Source organism: Pseudomonas sp. GW821-FHT05H12 (assembly GCF_059419385.1).
This window is the reverse complement of the sequence record NZ_JBWKRS010000002.1, coordinates 64,412-82,985: the sequence shown is the minus strand read 5'-3', so window position 1 is coordinate 82,985 and position 18,574 is coordinate 64,412. Positions and strand designations below refer to the sequence as shown.

Annotated in this window: 17 protein-coding genes, 1 tRNA gene and 1 pseudogene; 11 read left to right on the top strand and 8 right to left on the bottom strand. The window is 53.3% G+C overall.

The features are described from left to right. Positions 1-22 precede the first annotated feature (22 nt). A complete protein-coding gene (gene gabT, locus AC07SU_RS02010) occupies positions 23-1,300 on the bottom strand; it encodes a 4-aminobutyrate--2-oxoglutarate transaminase (protein WP_259172851.1) in 1,278 nt (425 codons plus the stop codon). A gap of 185 nt (positions 1,301-1,485) precedes the next feature. Continuing rightward, entirely contained in the window at positions 1,486-2,928 is a 1,443-nt protein-coding gene (gene gabD / locus AC07SU_RS02005; protein WP_494996059.1) for an NADP-dependent succinate-semialdehyde dehydrogenase, read from the bottom strand. Between the two features lie 369 nt (positions 2,929-3,297). On the opposite strand from gabD, the gene AC07SU_RS02000 reads away from it, so the two are divergent. The 11 genes and pseudogenes from AC07SU_RS02000 to AC07SU_RS01950 all read left to right on the top strand — a co-directional run bounded on the left by AC07SU_RS02000 (position 3,298) and on the right by AC07SU_RS01950 (position 12,852). After that, positions 3,298-3,374: transfer RNA gene (locus tag AC07SU_RS02000), tRNA-Arg, on the top strand. Positions 3,375-3,541: 167 nt separating this feature from the next. Next, positions 3,542-4,777: a tyrosine-type recombinase/integrase gene (locus AC07SU_RS01995; protein ID WP_494996058.1), complete on the top strand. Its 1,236-nt coding sequence runs from the start codon at positions 3,542-3,544 to the stop codon at positions 4,775-4,777. Positions 4,778-5,266: 489 nt separating this feature from the next. Then, positions 5,267-5,515, top strand: coding sequence for a helix-turn-helix domain-containing protein (locus AC07SU_RS01990; RefSeq protein WP_494996057.1), 249 nt, complete (start codon positions 5,267-5,269; stop codon positions 5,513-5,515). A 92-nt stretch (positions 5,516-5,607) separates the two neighbouring features. Further along, complete coding sequence (locus AC07SU_RS01985) at positions 5,608-5,868, top strand: helix-turn-helix transcriptional regulator (RefSeq protein WP_494996188.1); 261 nt, start codon at positions 5,608-5,610, stop codon at positions 5,866-5,868. After that, positions 5,865-6,170 (top strand): hypothetical protein, encoded by a 306-nt coding sequence (locus tag AC07SU_RS01980; RefSeq protein ID WP_494996056.1) that lies wholly within the window; start codon positions 5,865-5,867, stop codon positions 6,168-6,170. Before AC07SU_RS01985 ends, AC07SU_RS01980 begins: the two co-directional genes overlap by 4 nt. A gap of 530 nt (positions 6,171-6,700) precedes the next feature. Continuing rightward, positions 6,701-6,985, top strand: coding sequence for a hypothetical protein (locus tag AC07SU_RS01975; RefSeq protein WP_003175982.1), 285 nt, complete (start codon positions 6,701-6,703; stop codon positions 6,983-6,985). After that, a complete protein-coding gene (locus tag AC07SU_RS01970) occupies positions 6,982-7,254 on the top strand; it encodes a DUF3077 domain-containing protein (protein ID WP_042945258.1) in 273 nt (90 codons plus the stop codon). The genes AC07SU_RS01975 and AC07SU_RS01970 overlap by 4 nt, the downstream gene beginning before the upstream one ends. Then, complete coding sequence (locus AC07SU_RS01965) at positions 7,251-10,139, top strand: DUF927 domain-containing protein (protein ID WP_494996055.1); 2,889 nt, start codon at positions 7,251-7,253, stop codon at positions 10,137-10,139. Before AC07SU_RS01970 ends, AC07SU_RS01965 begins: the two co-directional genes overlap by 4 nt. Before the next feature lie 95 nt (positions 10,140-10,234). After that, a pseudogene (locus tag AC07SU_RS01960) lies at positions 10,235-11,077 on the top strand (chromosome segregation protein SMC). Between the two features lie 93 nt (positions 11,078-11,170). After that, complete coding sequence (locus AC07SU_RS01955; RefSeq protein ID WP_494996187.1) at positions 11,171-11,350, top strand: hypothetical protein; 180 nt, start codon at positions 11,171-11,173, stop codon at positions 11,348-11,350. Between the two features lie 434 nt (positions 11,351-11,784). Further along, positions 11,785-12,852, top strand: a complete 1,068-nt coding sequence (locus AC07SU_RS01950) for a hypothetical protein (RefSeq protein WP_494996054.1) — start codon at positions 11,785-11,787, stop codon at positions 12,850-12,852. 310 nt (positions 12,853-13,162) lie between these two features. Here the strand turns inward: AC07SU_RS01950 and AC07SU_RS01945 are convergent, their stop codons facing one another. The 6 genes from AC07SU_RS01945 to AC07SU_RS01920 form a co-directional block, all read right to left on the bottom strand. Further along, a complete protein-coding gene (locus tag AC07SU_RS01945) occupies positions 13,163-13,702 on the bottom strand; it encodes a hypothetical protein (RefSeq protein ID WP_494996053.1) in 540 nt (179 codons plus the stop codon). A gap of 9 nt (positions 13,703-13,711) precedes the next feature. Further along, positions 13,712-14,590 carry a hypothetical protein gene (locus tag AC07SU_RS01940; protein WP_494996052.1) on the bottom strand — a complete coding sequence of 293 codons (879 nt, stop codon included), beginning with the start codon at positions 14,588-14,590 and terminating at the stop codon, positions 13,712-13,714. A 634-nt stretch (positions 14,591-15,224) separates the two neighbouring features. Beyond that, entirely contained in the window at positions 15,225-15,434 is a 210-nt protein-coding gene (locus tag AC07SU_RS01935) for a hypothetical protein (RefSeq protein ID WP_494996051.1), read from the bottom strand. A 164-nt stretch (positions 15,435-15,598) separates the two neighbouring features. Beyond that, on the bottom strand, positions 15,599-15,886 hold the full coding sequence (locus AC07SU_RS01930) for a hypothetical protein (protein ID WP_494996050.1): 288 nt from the start codon (positions 15,884-15,886) through the stop codon (positions 15,599-15,601). 817 nt (positions 15,887-16,703) lie between these two features. Next, positions 16,704-17,252, bottom strand: a complete 549-nt coding sequence (locus AC07SU_RS01925; RefSeq protein ID WP_494996049.1) for a hypothetical protein — start codon at positions 17,250-17,252, stop codon at positions 16,704-16,706. A 532-nt stretch (positions 17,253-17,784) separates the two neighbouring features. Beyond that, a complete protein-coding gene (locus AC07SU_RS01920; RefSeq protein WP_494996048.1) occupies positions 17,785-18,351 on the bottom strand; it encodes a hypothetical protein in 567 nt (188 codons plus the stop codon). Between the last annotated feature and the right edge of the window lie 223 nt (positions 18,352-18,574).

Below are 18,574 nucleotides of genomic sequence, written 5' to 3'. Positions count from 1 at the left end.
TGTCGATCAGGTCAACTTCGGCTTACAGCTCGGAGAAGCACTCTTCGATGATCGCCAAGCCTTTGTCCAGTTGCTCGTCCGGCGAGGTCAGCGGAACCAGTACGCGCAACACGTTGCCGTAGGTGCCGCAGCTCAGCAGGATCAGGCCCTTGTCACGCGCCTTGGCCACCACGGAGGCAACGGCAGCAGCGTTTGGCTTGTGGGTGTCGCCGTCGTCGAACAGCTCGACCGCGATCATCGCGCCCAGGGCACGCACTTCGCCGATGACCGGGTACTTGGCCTGGATCGCTTTCAGACCGGTGACCAAGCGCTCGCCGACAGCCTTGCAGCGGTCCAGCAGGTGCTCTTCTTCGAATACTTCCATCACGGCCAGGGCCGCGGCGCAAGCGATTGGGCTACCGGCGTAGGTGCCGCCCAGGCCGCCGGGTGCGATGGCGTCCATGTATTCAGCCTTGCCGCATACACCGGCCAACGGGAAGCCGCCCGCGATGGATTTGGCGAAGGTGGTCAGGTCGGCAGCAACGCCCATCTGTTCCATGGCGAAGAAGGTGCCAGTGCGGCCGGCGCCGGTTTGCACTTCGTCGGCGATCAGCAGGATGCCGTGCTTGTCGCACAGTTCACGCAGGCGCTTCATGAAGGACTTTGGCGCGACGTAGAAACCGCCTTCGCCCTGCACGGGCTCGATGATGATGGCAGCGATATCACGCGGCTCGGCATCGTTCTTGAAGATGCGTTCGATGCTGGCGATAGCGTCGTCGTCGCTCACACCATGCAGCTCGTTCGGGTACAGCGCGCGGAACACGCCGCCCGGCATCAGGCCCATGCCAGCCGAGTACGGCACGACTTTACCGGTGAGGCCCAGGGTCATCATGGTGCGGCCGTGGTAAGCGCCGGTGAACGCAATCACGCCAGCACGGCCGGTGGCGGCACGGGCGATTTTCACGGCGTTTTCAACGGCTTCGGAACCGGTGGTGACCAGCAGGGTTTTCTTGGCGAAATCACCTGGGACCTTGGCGTTCACTTTTTCGCACAGTTCCACGTAAGGCTCGTAGGCCAGTACCTGGAAGCAGGTGTGAGTCAGCTTGTTCAGTTGCTCGGTCACGGCCGCGATGATTTTCGGGTGCACGTGGCCGGTGTTCAGCACGGCGATACCGCCGGCGAAGTCGATGAACTCGCGACCTTCAACGTCGGTCACGGTGGCGTTCTTCGCGGATTCGGCGAAGATCGGGTGAATCTGGCCAACACCGCGTGGTACAGCGGCTTCGCGGCGTTTCATCAGGGATGCGTTGGTCTTGCTCATAAAGTCCTCATTCGCCACTCATCGGGTGGCGTGGTCCAAGGAATACGTGGCGGGGAGGCAACTACGGCAGCATGCGATGATCGACTGCCACAGCTTTCCCGGCCACTACGAATAACGGGGTGAAACACGCAAAGGGTCAGCGCTCTCGTGCCCTCTGCGTTTACTGCAAGCTCTTGCCGGGCCGATTAGATGCCCAGGCAGAGGTATTTGATTTCCAGGTAGTCCTCGATCCCGTACTTGGACCCTTCACGGCCCAGGCCCGAGGCCTTGATGCCGCCGAACGGCGCCACTTCGTTGGAGATCAACCCGGTATTCACGCCGACCATGCCGTATTCCAGGGCTTCAGCCACACGGAACACACGGCCCAGGTCGCGGGCATAGAAGTAGGAAGCCAGGCCGAACTCGGTGTCGTTGGACATCGCGATCACTTCGGCTTCGTCTTTGAAACGGAACAGCGGTGCCAGCGGGCCGAAGGTTTCTTCCTTCGCGACAGCGGCATCTTTCGGCACGTTGGTGAGGATGGTCGGCTCGAAGAAATTGCCTTCCATCACCTTGCCACCGGCCAGCAGCGTGGCGCCTTTTTTCAGCGCGTCAGCAATGTGCTCCTGCACCTTGGCCACGGCTTTTTCGTCGATCAGCGGGCCAGTGGTGGTGCCTTCTTCCAGACCGTTGCCGATCTTGAGCTTGGCCACCGCAACCTTGAGCTTTTCAGCGAAGGCGTCGTACACCGAATCCTGGATGTACAGGCGGTTGGCGCAGACGCAGGTCTGGCCGTTGTTGCGGTACTTGGAAATGATCGCGCCCTCGACGGCCTTATCCAGGTCGGCGTCGTCGAACACGATGAACGGTGCGTTGCCGCCCAGCTCCAGGGAAACTTTCTTGATGTCCTTGGCGCATTCGGCCATCAACTGGCGGCCGATTTCGGTCGAGCCGGTGAAGGACAACTTACGCACGATCGGGTTGCTGGTCAGCTCACCGCCGATGTCGCCGGCGCTGCCGGTCACCACGCTCAGCACGCCTTTCGGGATACCGGCACGGTGCGCCAGTTCAACCAGGGCCAGGGCCGAGAACGGGGTTTGCGAAGCCGGCTTGATGACCATGGTGCAACCGGCGGCCAGGGCCGGGCCGGCTTTACGGGTGATCATCGCGGCCGGGAAGTTCCACGGGGTGATGGCAGCGGTCACGCCGATCGGCTGCTTGATCACGATCAGGCGCTTGTCGGGCTGGTGGCCGGGGATCACGTCGCCGTAGATGCGCTTGGCTTCTTCGGCGAACCACTCGATGAAGGAGGCCGCGTAGGCGATTTCGCCCTTGGCTTCGGCCAGCGGCTTGCCTTGTTCGAGGGTCATCAGGCGACCGAGGTCGTCCTGGTTTTCGATCAGCAGTTCGAACCAACGGCGCAGCTTGTTGGCGCGCTCCTTGGCAGTCAGCGCGCGCCAGGCCGGCAGGGCCTTGTCGGCGGCTTCGATGGCGCGGCGGGTTTCAGCGGCACCCATCTTCGGCACAGTGCCGAGAATTTCACCTGTGGCAGGGTTGTTGACCTTGATGGTCTGGCCATTGTCCGCATCGACCCAAGCGCCATCGATAAAGGCTTGCTGGCGGAACAACTGGGCATCTTTAAGCTGCATGTCGGCTTTCCTTAACAGCACCGCGCGCACGCGGAGCGAATTAGAGTTGTTGAAAGGCGCCTTGTGGGCTGCCGTCAGGGAAATCAGCCCCAGCGCGCGAAAAAGTGAAAGGCGCACGGGAGACAGAGCGTTTGAAATCTCAAACGAATCCTAGGATCAATGGGGGGGCAGGGCAATAGTCTGTTCGAAAAAAAGAACGAAAACGGCGCATTTGCCGAAACTTTCTGATCAGCGTATTTCCGCCGGGTTCCAGGATCTCGATCAGTGGCACCCGGCGCAGGGCCTTCGGCGGGCAAATTCCTACCTTTAAACGGCCAAAGACCAGCATGGACGCCCAAGGTCGACATGGGTATGATGTCGCCCGCACAAGCATCCGTAGCTCAGCTGGATAGAGTACTGCCCTCCGAAGGCAGGGGTCGTGGGTTCGAATCCCGCCGGGTGCACCATATAGCAGTCTCGGGCTGTCTCAGACAGTCTACGAAACACCCCATGAAGCCCGCCCCGTGCGGGCTTTCTTGTTTCTGGCTATCCATCCCTGTCCACCCCTATAACTTCCCGCCGTGTATGCCCACGTGTATGCTTTTAGACTCCTATAACTGGAGGCATACAGGAAGTGAAGCGCTCTGAAATCAAACGCCGTCCCTTAGCAGATACCACGCTTGCAGGCCTTGAGCCTGAGCACGCTACATATCGGGAGCAGGACGGGAATGGCCTGTACTTCCGGGTGAAACCTAACGGTCAAAAATCGTGGGAGCTGCGCTACAAAAAGCCAGACGGGAAATGGTCTTGGCTGGGTCTCGGAGGCTACCCGGAAATCAGTGGCTCTTTGGCGAGACAGAAAGCAGCTCAACTGCGGGAAGACGCATCGACCGGCAAAAATCCATTGGTGAGCAAGCAAGCTCGCAAGATTGCAGACCAGGTTGCTGCCAACAACACCTTTGAAGCATTAGGCCGCGAGTGGTATGAGGCCAGACGCACAAGCTGGGAGTCAGGTACGTCTCGACGAGTACTTGGCGCACTGGAGCTTCACGTGTTCCCCGTGTTCGGTAAACGCATATACACGGAAATACTGCCCCTGGAATGGATGGAATTTCTACGCGGCATGGAGCAGAAGGGGATCATTGAACAAATGGGCCGAGTTCGTGCCTTTTGCAAAGAGATCTATGACCTGGCCCGCGTAACAGGACGAGCCGTCCACAACCCCCTTGAAGGTCTCAGCAAATTCCTGCAATCACGTAGCGCTGAAAACTATGCACACGTTTCGATTGAAGAACTGCCTGCGCTACTTCGAGCGATCAACTCCTACCCTCACGCAAAGGACGTTCGTATAGGGCTTCGCTTGCTGTCCTTATTAGCATCGCGCCCGAGCGAGATCCGAGAAGCACGCTGGTCAGAAATCGATGTCTCCAAAAAGCTATGGACGATCCCGGCCGAGCGAATGAAACGTCGTCGCGAACATGTGGTACCTCTCTCCCGACAGGCAATTGAAGCGCTCACTGAGTTACGAACACTGACAGGTGCGTACCCTCTCCTATTTCCGGGCAGGAAAGACAGGACAATCCCCCGTAGCAATACAGTCTTTCTAATGGCGCTCCGCAGACTGGGATATGCCGGTCGGCAAACAGGTCACGGCTTTCGTCACATCGCGAGCACCATTCTCAATGAGCAGGGTTTCGATGAAAATCACATTGAGGCCCAGCTCTCTCACGCAAAGGAAGGAATAGCAGGGGTGTACAACAAGGCGGTTTACCTGCCTCAGCGCAGAGTGATGATGCAGTGGTACGCAGATCATCTGGATGAGCTAGTAGATGGCACCATTATTCAGGGACAGTTTGGCAAGGCGGGTTGAATACACCAATCGCCCCCCATCAAAAATCGGTGTTACTGTTGTTACGCACGTTACGACACCAACCAAACAATTGATTTTATTGAATATTTATTGTGTAACACGCATTAAAAGAGATCCGTACAACATGTGTTACGCGTCAAAAGCGTGTTACGCCTAGAGCGCCCAAAACCTCTGGGGTCCATCTCTTATCAGTCTCCCCACGCTGAGGAGGGGCCGCTGTTATCGAACTATCAGAAGGGGCTCAGGGGACTACCGTTCGTCGGGACTTCACTGGGTTTCATTTCTCACTTTCCGATTTTTAACTGTATAGAAAACCAGTAGGGCAAGGTAGGACAGCCCCGTAAAAAACTGAAACTTTGCTGAGATCTTGCTCAATTAAATTGCCTTATCCATAAAATCTGCGTCGAAAACTATAAAAATAAAACTTTTAAAAAATAGAAAATCGTTTACATAGCTGGGGCCTGTACGAACTACGACAGGAAACGCGCTATGCAGCCTCACGACACTTCACACCACTCCACTACCTCTCTCACCCCTGCTTGTTTACTCACTACCGACCAAGTCGCTAATGCACTAGGTCTGTCCAGCCGAACGCTTGCCGCCTGGCGAAGTTCTCGCAGCAACTCACTTCCCTATATCAAAACCGGGTCTCGGGTTCGTTATCGCTCCGAAGACGTGGTCGCGTGGCTTGAAACCCAACTGCGCTCACCTGCAAAAACCGCTGGAGACAGAACCTGATGAGCACCCCAAAGCAACCTGCAAAAGTTGTGGGGCTTGCCCCCTCCACTCCACCAGAAAGTCACCAAAAGGCCCCTAGCGGATCCGCATGCTTGCCGATCAGCGCGCCTTATACGGAACTGGGACAGTTCGATCCGGCCGCCACGCTGATACGCATCAATCAAGTCATAGCCCTGACAGGTATCGGCCGCGCAACGGTTTACAAACTTATGAGCCAACCAGAGAGCGGCTTTCCGCAAGCGGTGAAGCTCACCGATAGCAATGCGCGCGGGGCTCCGGTTGCGTGGGTATTGGGAGAAGTGCAGGCATGGACTCGCGCACGCATCGCTGCCCGCGATCAGGTGGCAGCATGAAAATTCGAGCTGCCAATAGGGCCATTTTGCAGCCCTTCTCTGTACTCAGAAAAGTCGGTTTCTCGTCACGCTGGATGCAACGTTTTGAGCGCCACCGTACAGAGCAAAAACGCCTGAATCGGGACGTCATGGTGATGCGATGGAGAGATGGCATCTGGTGCACATTGTCAGTTCCTTGCCAAGCCCCTCAAGCAATCATCGTCGACGAAGGCCAACAGATAGCCGCCTACGAGGATGCACGCGCCTGCCTCGAAGGCGACCTGCTGCCCTTTGTCTCCCTGCGCTGGGACGTCCATGCCTGAAACGAAAACGCCCCCGGCGGCAACCGGAGGCGTTGAGGTAAATCTACATGCCTGATCAACTTATGCCGCATCCAAAAAATCCGCAAGTGATCTGCACAGTTGCACTTTCAAAAAACGGACGCTACTGTGTGCCCGTCGCTGCAAATTCAGCGAACGGGTTTGGCGACCCGAGCACATACAGGCGCACAGGCGCCCCCATACCGATTGCAGGCGCTTTTTTTGTGCCCGCATTCCTGCTTTATGGCGGCTGTGCGTGGGAGACCTTCGGGTCTGCCGGGGTCCTGTATGCCCGGTTCGCCAACCCGCGCACAGCTGCCACCCTAATTCGTTTGGCGACGATCAGTGGCAGCTCCTCACATACAGGAGCTTCACCAAATGCACGCCCTCAATCCGTCCAGAATTCGCGCCGCAGCTCATCGAGCAATGGCTCTCGCCGCTTTACACGCCAACTCCAGCCTCGCCACACGTCTGTCCCGTTACAACGCCCATATGTCCAAGGCTCGCGCCTTAGAAGCCGCAGGGGGTGCCCAATGAGCATGCTCCCAGGCTTTTCACTACCCGAGGATCTCCTCTGTGTCAGCCAGGACGCCGAAGCCGGTATTCCCATTGATGCCATCACCTGCGCCCTTGACCGTGCCGACTCAGTTCTCATGCTGTTGGAAGATCATTTAGACGGCGATAAACCCGTACTGTCCAACCGCGTGCTGTCATCCGTTATTTGGGACGTGCGCGGCACCTTGGGCTTGATCAAAACACTCGCCTTGTACGGTGACGCCTCCTCTGTGCCAATGGGCCAGAAAGGCGGTGCACTGTGAACACTGCCACCACTCTTGGGCGTGCCGAGTTCTCGTGTGCCAACGACACCCACCAGAAGTTATTTCGAGTGAATGCAGGCGTGCCCCTTGAGGATGCGCTTGAAGCAATTTCACTGTTTCAGCACTACGCCAATCAACTGACCCTCGATGCTGCCATGAGTAACGAGGGCGAGCGTTTCAGTTGGCCGGCGTTCTACCTGGGCGAGATGGCAAAAGCACTGATCGATGACGTCAACGATGCGCTGTATGCAACGAGGACAGCACCATGACTCAGCGCACCGGCAACACCTCAAAACGTCCCAGCTTTGCCGACGTAAAAATCGCTGCCCTGAAGAACATCGACCGCGTGCTTGCTCAATGGCTGCCGAACGGCAAACGCGTCGACGGCGGCAAGGAATACACAGCACCAAACCCCACGCGCACGGACAAACGTGCAGGCTCACTCAAGGTCAATTTGAGCAAAGGCACCTGGGCGGATTTTGCCACCGGCGATAAGGGCGGTGACCTGATCGACCTGGTGCGCTACATCGACGGCGGCACGGACGTTGAGGCCTGCAAAAAGCTGGCGGATCTGCTCAATGTTACCGCTGGCTCTGCGACTGCCAAAAGCGCACCGACCAAACCCACAGCGCCCGAGTGGATCGCGATTCAGCCGATCCCGGTCGAGGCCATGAACAAGTGCCCAGCTAAGCACCGACAACACGGCGCCCCTTCCAAGGTGTGGATCTATCGCGATGCTCAGAGCCAGCCAGTCATGGCTCTGTATCGCTTCGACCTGGACCCCGATGAAGACGGCAAACCCAGGAAGGTCTTTGCACCGCTGACCTGGTGCAAGCGCTCCGATGGACAAACCACACAATGGCGTTGGCAAGGATTGCCGGAGCCTCGGCCTCTGATGCGCCTGGATGAGCTGGTACAGCGTGCCGATGCGCCTGTGGTGCTGTGTGAAGGCGAGAAGGCTGCTGATGCCGCCGCTGAACTGATGCCCGACTACATCGCCACCTGCTGGCCGAACGGCTCCAATTCTTGGCACAAAGCCGACCTGACGCCACTCAAAGGACGCACAGTGGTGCTGTGGCCGGATAACGATGCCAGCGGCAAGACCTGCATGGACGCCATCGAACTCAAGTTGATTGAGTTGGGCGCCGCTTCGGTACAACGAGTCTCGCTCGACGTGTTCAAGCTCAAGCCCAGCAGCAAAGGCGGAAAGCCCACGCTCATCAAGGGTGGAAAATGGGCAGACGGCGACGATGCAGCGGATGCGTTAGCCAAAGGCTGGACCGTTGCCCACGTCGCCGAGCTGGTGCACAGCGGTGAGTTTTTCGGCAGTGCCACTGAGCCAACTGAGCCTCAAGAAAAGAAGGCCAAGGCGCGCGCTAAACGCCCTGCGAAATCGAAAAATGATCTGTTGCCGGGCGGCTTTCGCCTGACGCCTGAAGGGGTGTTTTATTCCGGCGATGATGGCGAGGCGCGCCCCGTTTGTTCGTCTCTCGAAATCATCGCTCGCACTCGCGACGACAAGGGCCACAACTGGGGTTTATTGGTCGAGTTCGATGACCCGGACGGCGCCAAAAAACGCTGGAACATTCCGGCACGAACTATGACCGGCGACTTCGGCAAAGACGTACTCGGCCCCTTGGTAGACATGGGTCTGCGCCTTGCAGGAAGTCGATCAGGGCGCAACGCACGCAATGACCTGCAGAGTTACCTCGGCGGCTTCGATAGCGCCCAGCGCGCACGTTTGGTGACGCGCTTGGGCTGGCACGACAAGGCCTTCCTTCTGCCCGAACAACAGATCGGCTCGCACGCCGAGCATCTGCATTTTTATGAGGCCGGTGCCCAGTTGCCACCGATCAGCGAGGCGGGCTCTCTGGAGCAGTGGCAGCAGCAAATCGGCGCGCTGTGCGTCGGCAATCACCGCTTGGCGTTTGTCGTCTCTGTGGCCTTTGCGGGGCCTCTGCTTAACCTGCTCGGGCATGAGTCGGGCGGCTTTCACCTCTATGGCGACAGCTCCGGGGGCAAGACCACTCACTTGCAGGTCGCTGCCTCGGTCTATGGCGGGCCGCGCCTGGTGCGCTCGTGGCGCTCGACGGATAACGCTTTGGAGTCCATCGCCGCCGCACACTCAGACGGTCTCTTGGTACTGGATGAAATCGGCATGTGCGACCCGCGCATCATTGGCGAAACGGTGTACATGCTCGGCAACGGCACCGGTAAGGCTCGGGCGAATGATCGAGGACAAGCGGGCCGACAGGTGCAGGAGTGGCGCTTGCTGTTTCTCTCGACCGGCGAGAAGACATTGGCGCAACACATGGCAGACGCCAACAAGGAGCTGAAAGCCGGTATGGAGGTGCGCATGCTCGCCGTGCCTGCGGATGCCAGCAAAGGCCTCGGGATGTTCGATGTGCTGAACGGTTTTGAGGACGCTGCGGCCCTCTCCGATACGCTCAAAGCCCGTGTAGCCAAATACTACGGCACACCCCTCACCGCCTTCCTACGCGCTCTGTGTGCGCCCGGGGAAATGCTCAGGTGGACAGTGATCATTCGCCGCACGGTGGAGCAGTTCATCACCCAAAACCTACCCGCATCGGCCAGTGGACAAGCCCAACGTGCCGCCCTTCGCTTTGGCCTCGCAGCTGCGGCCGGAGAGTTGGCCACTGCCTTCGGCGTCACTGGTTGGCCGGATGGTACGGCCACGACTGCTGCACGGGTTTGCCTGCATGCGTGGTTGGCTGAGCGTGGCGGCGCCGGTAACTTCGAGGGTGACGCGATCTTGGCGCGGTTACACCAGGTCATCGAACGGTTCGGAGAAAGCCGCTTTACCCGCTGGGAATCTGCCGCCGCCAAGATCGATGAGCACGGTCCACGCACGATTGATCGGCTGGGCTTTCGCAAGACGATGGAACACGGCATGGGCGATGCCCTGCACACCACCAACACCTATTACGTGCTGCCTGAAGCTTGGAGGGCCGAGATCTTTAAGGGCATGAACATCAGCGCGGTGAACAAGGAGTTGCTGCAACGCGGCGTGCTTGAGCCGGGAACGGACGGCAAGGCATCCAGCTTGATTCGGCTACCTGGGTTGGGACCTCAACGCTGCTATGTGGTGAAGACAGTTCCAGGAACGGATGAAGGCGAGGCCAAGGCCGCCTGATGGCATGCCTGCTGATCGAGGTAGCGCCGGCTCATTCCCGGCCTCGCCAGCCAATCAACCATCCCCATCAAACGTAATGCTCAGAGACAACACAGATGAACACAATCCAAGACCTGAAAGACCGCCGCGCCAACCTGACCGTCGAAATGGAGAGCCTTCAGCTTGAACTAGGCCCCCTCGAGGCAGAGCTAGACAATCCCGAGGGCATGGCGAGAGGCCGAGAAAGCACCGTTCGCAGTGAAATCAGCACTCGTAACATCCGCATCAACTCTCTCGAACGTCAAATCGAGGCGCTGGATCGTGGAGTTAATCGCCAAGAGACTATCGCGGATCGTGAAAACATAGCAGCAGGCTATATCAGTGCTATGGCGAACTGGAAAGCCGACGAGATGGAACTCAACGAAAAACGCAACAGCATTGAGACCCGGCTGCAGCAGGTCCGCCAAAGCGCTCAGGAAGACATTGCAAAGGCTCGACAAGCTGAAACGGACGCAGCTACCGCTTATGCGCAGGCTGTAGCCTAGGGCGATGTAGAGGGAGAGAAAGCCGCAAACGCAGAAGCTCAAAAAGCAGCAAAAAACCTCACTACTGCGGTTGAGCATCACCGCCGCCAACAACTGCTGATCACCGCGCTGGAGCAAGAGCTGGTGACGATTGATCTGCATATCACGGAGGCACAAACAGAGCGCGCCAAGATCGAGAACAAAGCGGCTCACCTGGCGAACACTGTGCTGGAAGAACAGTGGAACGAGGCTGCGAAAGTACTTCTAGTGACCGGCGGCAAGCTGTGGGCTGCACGAAAACTGATTAGCCTGGATCCGGTTTCGCTGCTGAAGCTGCACATTCCTGAGCAAGGTGAAAACTTCGGAAGCTGGACCTCTCGAGAACTTGCAGACCGCTCACAACAATACAGCTTACTTGACCTGTTGGCGGCCTAACCTGAACCCTCCCCGAAGCAACCTGCGAGGGTCGGCTGCTTCGGGCCAAACATAGGCCTTTCCATGAACAAACCACCACAGAACAGCGCTCAGATGCCCGATTACCTAAAAGCCCGAAAGCAGCATTTGAACGGAATAATTGTCGGCATGGCTGGGATTAAAAAGCTCAACGCAAGAGCCAACAAAGACACCACGGTTGAGACACTGACGATTGATGCAATCAAGGCAGAGCTTGATTTCATAGACCTTCAGCTCAAAAGAAAGAGCGGTTGACGAAGAAGCGGAAGCTTAAGCAGCTTATGCTTCGTTAGATCCTCAAATTACAAGAGACATTAGATTTTTTGGCCTCTGATCTGTGGCGGCTATGGGCTCATGATCGCATTCGGTCGATAGCAAACCGAGTGGGACTCATTGGTAACGAATGCAGCGATCGGGATCAGTCTGCGTGGAAGTATTACTTGCTTGAGCTTGGGCTGCACCACTCAGCAGTTACTCCAGCGACCTCTGAAAGCCCTAGCCTTGACTGTCATACGAAGATGAAACGAAAGCGGGGCTCATTGTGCAGCATTACCTCTTTGCACAGATCAAATGGGGCCGGCGTGGAGACCGAAAAAAATTCTCACCGCATTAGGTGATAGTGACGTTGAAGCAGTGTTAAATTCTCGGCAATGTAAATGCTTGCGCCGCCATAAAAACGGAGTGTAATTATGGAAAAATCACTAATCGAAGCTGCTGCTCTTTCAAAAAAAGACACAGCCAAATCGCTACTTAAAATTTCCGACATTGTTTTAAAGCTGGGATTTGGCTTTGCACCCGGTGCAAACGCCATATATGAACTGACGAAAATCAGTCTAGAGGCTGCTCGCGATTGGATGCAGATACGAAATGAAAATCGGATCGTAGATTTTCATCGAACATTACTCTATAAGGATCAAGTCGTTGATCAGAAAATGATGGATGCGGAGCTTAATACGGCCGACTTCCATGCTTTACTTGATGCCTGCGTTTCAGATATTGAAGAAGAAAAAACAATTCCCTATGCGAATCTCACGCGGTCTATAGCACTTGGATTAGTTTCTGTTACTTATAAACGTCACTTTATACACTCCCTAAAAGATCTGGCTTTTGAGCACCTCGATGTCTTGAGAGAAGCCTATGTACTCACAAGATATACATGCATAGTCAAAACAAAAATCATTAATCCAAAAAACTTTCTTAACGGCCTCCACGCCAATAGCATCACTCAGCTGGCATTAAATACCTTAATTGCACGCGGAATGATCAACGAAGCAAAAATCACCGCACTGGGCGTAAAATTTATTGAGTCATGCTACCCCATGGAAGATCTTGCCCCTCACAACTTCGACTATACAACGTCAAGACAAGAGCGTGGCGTTATTATTAAGCTAGGAGACAAGAAAGAAATTACTGAAATCGAAAAGGCATTAATTCGCGAGCTACAAAACAGGCAAATACAGACGGAGACGAGTGAGACAGTGAAATTTGATGGATCATTAATTGATGACCCCTACGTGATCTTCGCTAGTTACGCTTTCGTTATTGGCTTCCAAAATAGTGTTTACTCTCAGGGTGTGAGCGACACACTGAATGGTTCTCTTCTGGGTAAAAAGTCCATGCAGATTTTTTGCGGGGATATGCTACTGCCGGATAGGGAACCAACAAGCTTTATGGATGCACCATCAAAAACTATAAGGACGGACAGAATAGCCCAATCTGCATTGGAGGCAGTAGAGTCTATCTTAAAAACAAAGTGAAAAATTAAAAATTGCAGAAACCAATAATTTAAGCGTTAAACCTTTCCGAAATCTTCTAGTGTCTGCGTGCTGCAGAAATCGCAATTGCTTGAAAGCAGCTATTTAAAGGGCAATAACCGGCCAAAAGCGGACGATTACGTCGGGTTTAGCAGGTCTGACTTGTGGCTTGGAGCTGTATACAAGACTTGGGTCTATCCATTCATAGGAATACAACGATACCAACGATGAGTTCCAAGGATATCGAAAGGGAGCAGAGACTCTAATAGGACAGTTGACTTCCGACGGACTACCAGAGGGTGCCCAACGAATTTCATAGGTGTTCTTCGCTGACTGTTATTACATCATTACCTGAGTTGAGCCACTGCCTAATCAGACTATGAATTTGATAAAGAGCAGAAATTAAAAATGAGACAGCTAAAAAAGGAGCAAGAGTAGGCACCAACAAAACAAACTTATTACTTGAAAATCCAAGCGTGAGCTGGCTGACGGAAGTTATTATCGATAAGAAGATAGCAAATACCAGAAGCATGCTAATAAATCTAAGTGGACTATAAAGACTTTTCTTGGAAATATAGTCACCCTCTTTCAAGTTGTGATGTAGAACATAGAGCCTTAGATAATCAGCACTATCAAACATTTTCTCTTTAATATTTATCACAAGAAATGTAAGGAGAGAGATTAAGAATGAGGAAGCGCCAAGAAATGCTGCAAACATGTAGCCTCTTATACTATTTTGATAGGAGACTACTACGACATCCAAACATCCAGCCAGCTTAACTGCTACAGAGATTGTGACGGCATAGGTAAGAACTGCAGCTAAACAGCAGACTATTAATATTTTCCTCTCCATGCTAACCTCTTACGCTTTCTTTACAAGAGTGGAAGAAAGTATCTCTTTCTTAGCCATAGTGAAAAGTTTGCTTTGCAAGAATTGACTAAGACTTATACCGTTTAGCTCGGAAATATATTCTGAATATTCCATTGCGTATATGCTGTTTACCGCATCGGCGACGCCTATTGTTTCTCCTGCGAGGCTTCCTGAGACTGTGCCCTTGATGCTGACATTAGAGCAGCCATTTTTAATGAGACCTTCTAAGTAATCAGAAAGTTCTTTTCTCTTTGTTAGCTTTTTAAGAGAGTAGGCTCCTACACGCTGTGTAACTCTCAAAGACTTAGCATCCTTGAAGATTGAACCATTCATTCTTACCGAAGTAGCCGGATTTGAAAAGGTTGCGTTAATTTCATCTATCTCACTTAGCCTAGATACCTTCTTAAGAATGTCGTCGGAGTCTACCAGCCGTTCAATGCTAAATTTTTCATCTCTTTTAGACTTCCCATATTTACCTCTAAGAACTTGTCTAAACGTCCATCTTAATTTCGACTCGAAAGTATTAATCCGCACCGACCCCTCATTGTGCAAGTAGGCCCCAGCAAAGTTCTTCTTACTGATGATCAGAACATTCGTCTCGGCTATTTTATTTAAAATATCGTCGCTCATTTTCCAAACAAAATCACTCCCGGTATCACTCCCCTCGCAGAAGTTTTTCAATTCTTTCGTTGTTAACGCTACCACTATGAAGACTTGCGCATCCTCAAAGAATTTGAATTTTACTTCTTTATCTGTAGATTTAAAGTCCGATTCGCCATTGTAATTTTTTGTTAAGTGATCAAAAAACTCTGTAATATTTAACCTGCTGCTCGATACTGCAATTTTGACTGGCGTAAAGTAAACTTTCATAGCAAAGTCCATTTAATTAGTATCATGACGATATCACAAAGTTACAGAGCAGTAAAAGTGGCTTTTTGTCATGTCTTTTGCCGTATAGAGTCTTGTTGTTAATAGTTTTCAGAACGTGCCCTGACTGCTCAGTGTCCACAGCTACCAAAGCCCATGTGTATTCACATCTCGCTTTCAGTCAGCCCCTTCGGTTTGGCCATGATCTGTTTTATATAATCCGCGTTGTGTCCATTCACACAGAGCCCCCTCGAACGCTCTCCACAGCATAGGTTAAGACTGCTTGTGGGTTAGCCAGACAGAAAATAATCACTCTGCAGGGGTTCGACTTCCTACAAAGTGAAAAGATTACGTCGTGTTAGCCAGGCTGGTTCACGCCTTGGAAGATGGCTACGCCGAGTCCATGACCTGAGCTAGTCAGCTTCCGCTTCTAGACGGTCTCCTTTCGGCAAAAAATCGCCGGTCGGGTCAGGCGGCCTCCGACCGTCTCCGTCATTCAAAACTGACTAATTGGCAAACGTCAGATGTTTTTCGTCGTAAGTAGGGTCAAAAATTCTCCCCACCAATCGTCCAAAGGTGTGAGCCTCCGATTTTCGCTATCTGTCATTTAGTATTTCTTTTTCCTATATAACGACAATCAGGTTTGAGTCAACGCGATGAAGGCCGACTCGACGCGGTCGCGCATATATTTGGCCTCGACAACATCAATTAACTTCTCAGTCAACATCTTATTTAAATCATCCAGTAGAAAGAAACGCCAGGCTGTTCGACTGCCTTCAAAAATCATATCTGTAAGAGTTGATTCCCACTCAGCCAAGCGGCGTTCCTTTTCGCTCAAATCGATCATGTCTTCTTCTGCTCTATCATGGAGCGCGAAACCGCGCCTCTCCTACTACTACGGCCCAGCGTTTTTTTACAACTGGATTTATGGTGTAACTAGACGACGGTTCCCGGTGCATATGAGCGACCTATCCTGCAATAAAGCAGGCCCGTGAGCGGGCCTACCCAAATTTACTCTTTGATCAGGGCGGCCCAGTTAATATCGTCGCATTCTTCAACCACGATATTGATTCCACAGTAGAGTTCTGCGCCGACGCGGGTGTAGCTAAAGAGGCGCGTCTTCACCAGACCTTCCACGCTAGCGTGCCCCTCCATAGCTGGGATGTACACGACATCCCCGACATTGGGTATGAGAGCGAATCCCGACTCACTTTCAAATTCCACACCGACGACATCTCCATCATCAGAAGGTCGCTGGCTACCTTGGTGTAACTGCTGATAGTCAATGCTGTATTTCACTTGTCATTCCTTGAACTGAGGCGTGCGGAATTGCGTGCCTCTACGTCCTTAGCCCCACGTTTTACGGCGGGGCTTCGGTGCACCTGGTGCGATATTTCCTCGAACATTTCAGTTGCAAGTCAGACCGCCTCTCTCGTCTCAACGCGGTGGTCTAGAGTCTTCACGACAGCGACTTCAAAAAGGTGTGCCGACTGTGGGTTATCCAGATCGCTGAAGAGCTGCTTACATTGCTCGTCCCTTAACCAAAGCCTGGTACTCCTCCCTGTCGAGGTGTGAGGCACCTGCATGGGCGATATCCATTGCGGGCGTCAAAGAAGTCGACAATGCAATGTAGCGTTTGCTACTCATGTTCGTGATGCTCTATTCCTGCTCGATTTTTGGCACGATCACCGCCCCCTATGTCCTCGGCCGGCACAGGGCGGGCTTGAGGGGGTAGCGATCGTTCCTTAAATCGTTTGCTGGTCGCCAAGAACAGCGGTCAGTGTGCCCGCAGAGCTTCACTAGCCTCTCAATAAGGGTGCTTAGGACCGGCAAACCGGTGGCCGCACTCACATCCGTAGTTACGCTGGGTTCCTTCGAGCGGCTTAGCCAAGGCTCCGCACTTGTTACATGGCAGAAAATGGTTCCTATAGCGCTGGTCGACTTTCTCCTTATTGGCATCTTCCTCGGTAATCCTCTGGTAGATACCCATGCCAATTTCGGCGGCGCCCTTAAGTACACTCCATAGCATGATTACAGTCCTCTATTCTGTTCAGTTGATACACTTCTATTAGATCGGCCCGCACCTTGGCAGGCTTGATTACGCAGCGAACTTTTCCTACACATCAGAACCAAGTGGCGTGAGTTTTCTCAACTCATTGGTTAGATCATGGGCTAGCTGGACATAGCTGACCACAGCATCAGGATCTGGTGAGAAATCAGGATCATGTGTTGCGCGGTTGCGTAATTGTTGAAGCTCGCTAAGGGCGAGCACATGATTCGGGCTGAGAAGTCCTGATTTAGCGATCCCCTGGATAGCACCGATTGGGTAGCGGCGAGCCGTTGGCTGCACCAGATTGCGCGATAGCGCTAACGTTATCGCCTGCTCCTCTACAGCTAACCATGCCTCTAATATCGCTCCGCGTGGGTTCATAGCCGCATGACCGATAGCGGTAGGAGACACCGAAGATGTTGGTAGATCGGGTACAGAAGCCGCCACGTCCGCTACACGTCGAGCGAACTCAAATTCCAAGCTGCCAAATTTTCCTTTAGTGAGGGCTTTTGATAGATCCGCTAACTGCTTACGAAAAAGCGAACCTAGCAAAACTGCAGCAGCAGGCCATGCCAAAGCTTTAGCTATTTCTACGATGAAGGTAAGACCATCCATTGTCATTATTCCTGGAACGGTTGGCTAGGTGCAGAGCGGGCAAAACGCCGTCTTTGGACGAGCCTACTTCCGACCAGTTGCGATGGTCGAATAGCCACACTCCAGTTGGCAATACCAGCCCCGTTTACAGTGATCGCGTGCGGCCTGGAAAACGCCCATTACCTTGCGGCGCTTAAACAATGATCTGGCGTTGGCCAAAGAGTGCTCCTTCCACAATGCGATTTAGCTTCGGCTCCAGACGCGGTAAACAAAAAACGAGCTTATTAACACGGCAGCTCCGAAGCCAAGTGTTGCAGGATCGAAAGCGTAGCCATTCCAAGCCTCCGCAATGAGGAAAACTCCGAACCCTACAAGGCAGATGATCGCAACGGGCAAAATTCCTTTTTTCATACACAATCGTTCTCTGGTTGAGGACGCGAAAATCGCTGCCCCCTTACGTCCTCGGCCCGCTCGGAGCGGGCTTGAGGGTGCAACGGATTTTTCATAGTCCGGCGGACGATATCTGTACCGTGGACCTAAATACCTAAGAGGATTAGTATTCTCGAGAGACATAATGTCCATCGGGATATGGTAGCCGCTCATTTATAGAATTCACGAACTCTAGAAGTTTGGCCAACGCAGCATGCAGCTCATCTGTGCTACCGATAGTTTTGGCCTTGAAAGCGTGTATCGCGTTACGGCGCTGTTGCACCATCCGCACCCAAGTCTCCCATTCTTCTTCAGGAGCCCAAATTCTTCTTTTAAAAAAGAGAATCAATGGTTCCAGAGTTACTCCGTCAGGATCTAGGATTCGCCCATTCTTTTTGATGACGTCAGCATCTTTTAAATAATCCCGGTAATAGACAGACAAAAACAACTTCATCTGGCCCTCAACTAACGCACCTAGGTTTGCCCAAGCGAGAATTAGCTGGCCGTCATTCAACACGCCGCACCATCCTGACAGTTGATCTGCCAGTGAGGCCTGCCATTCAAGCATTGATTTATTCAGCAGCTCTGCAGCCTCGATTGGAGCCCAACCGTGAGCCTCCTTCCAGAACTCCATCATGCCTTGAATTAGGCACGTGGTTCGTCTGACCGTTTCGGTAAGTGGTAAAGACATTTGAACTCCTTTTCTAACGAGTTAGCCCCCAGCGCCCGCTTCCCGCTGGTTGTGTGAATCCTAGGAAAACTTGTATCCAACAAGCATTGCTGATATCGCTATGCCAGCGCAACCTCAAAGGCATGTCGAATTGTCACTTGGCTGACGGTTAAATAAGGCTTTTTGTGATCATGCTTAGAATGGCCAAGAATGGTCTGCATCATCTCAACACCACTTGTTACGG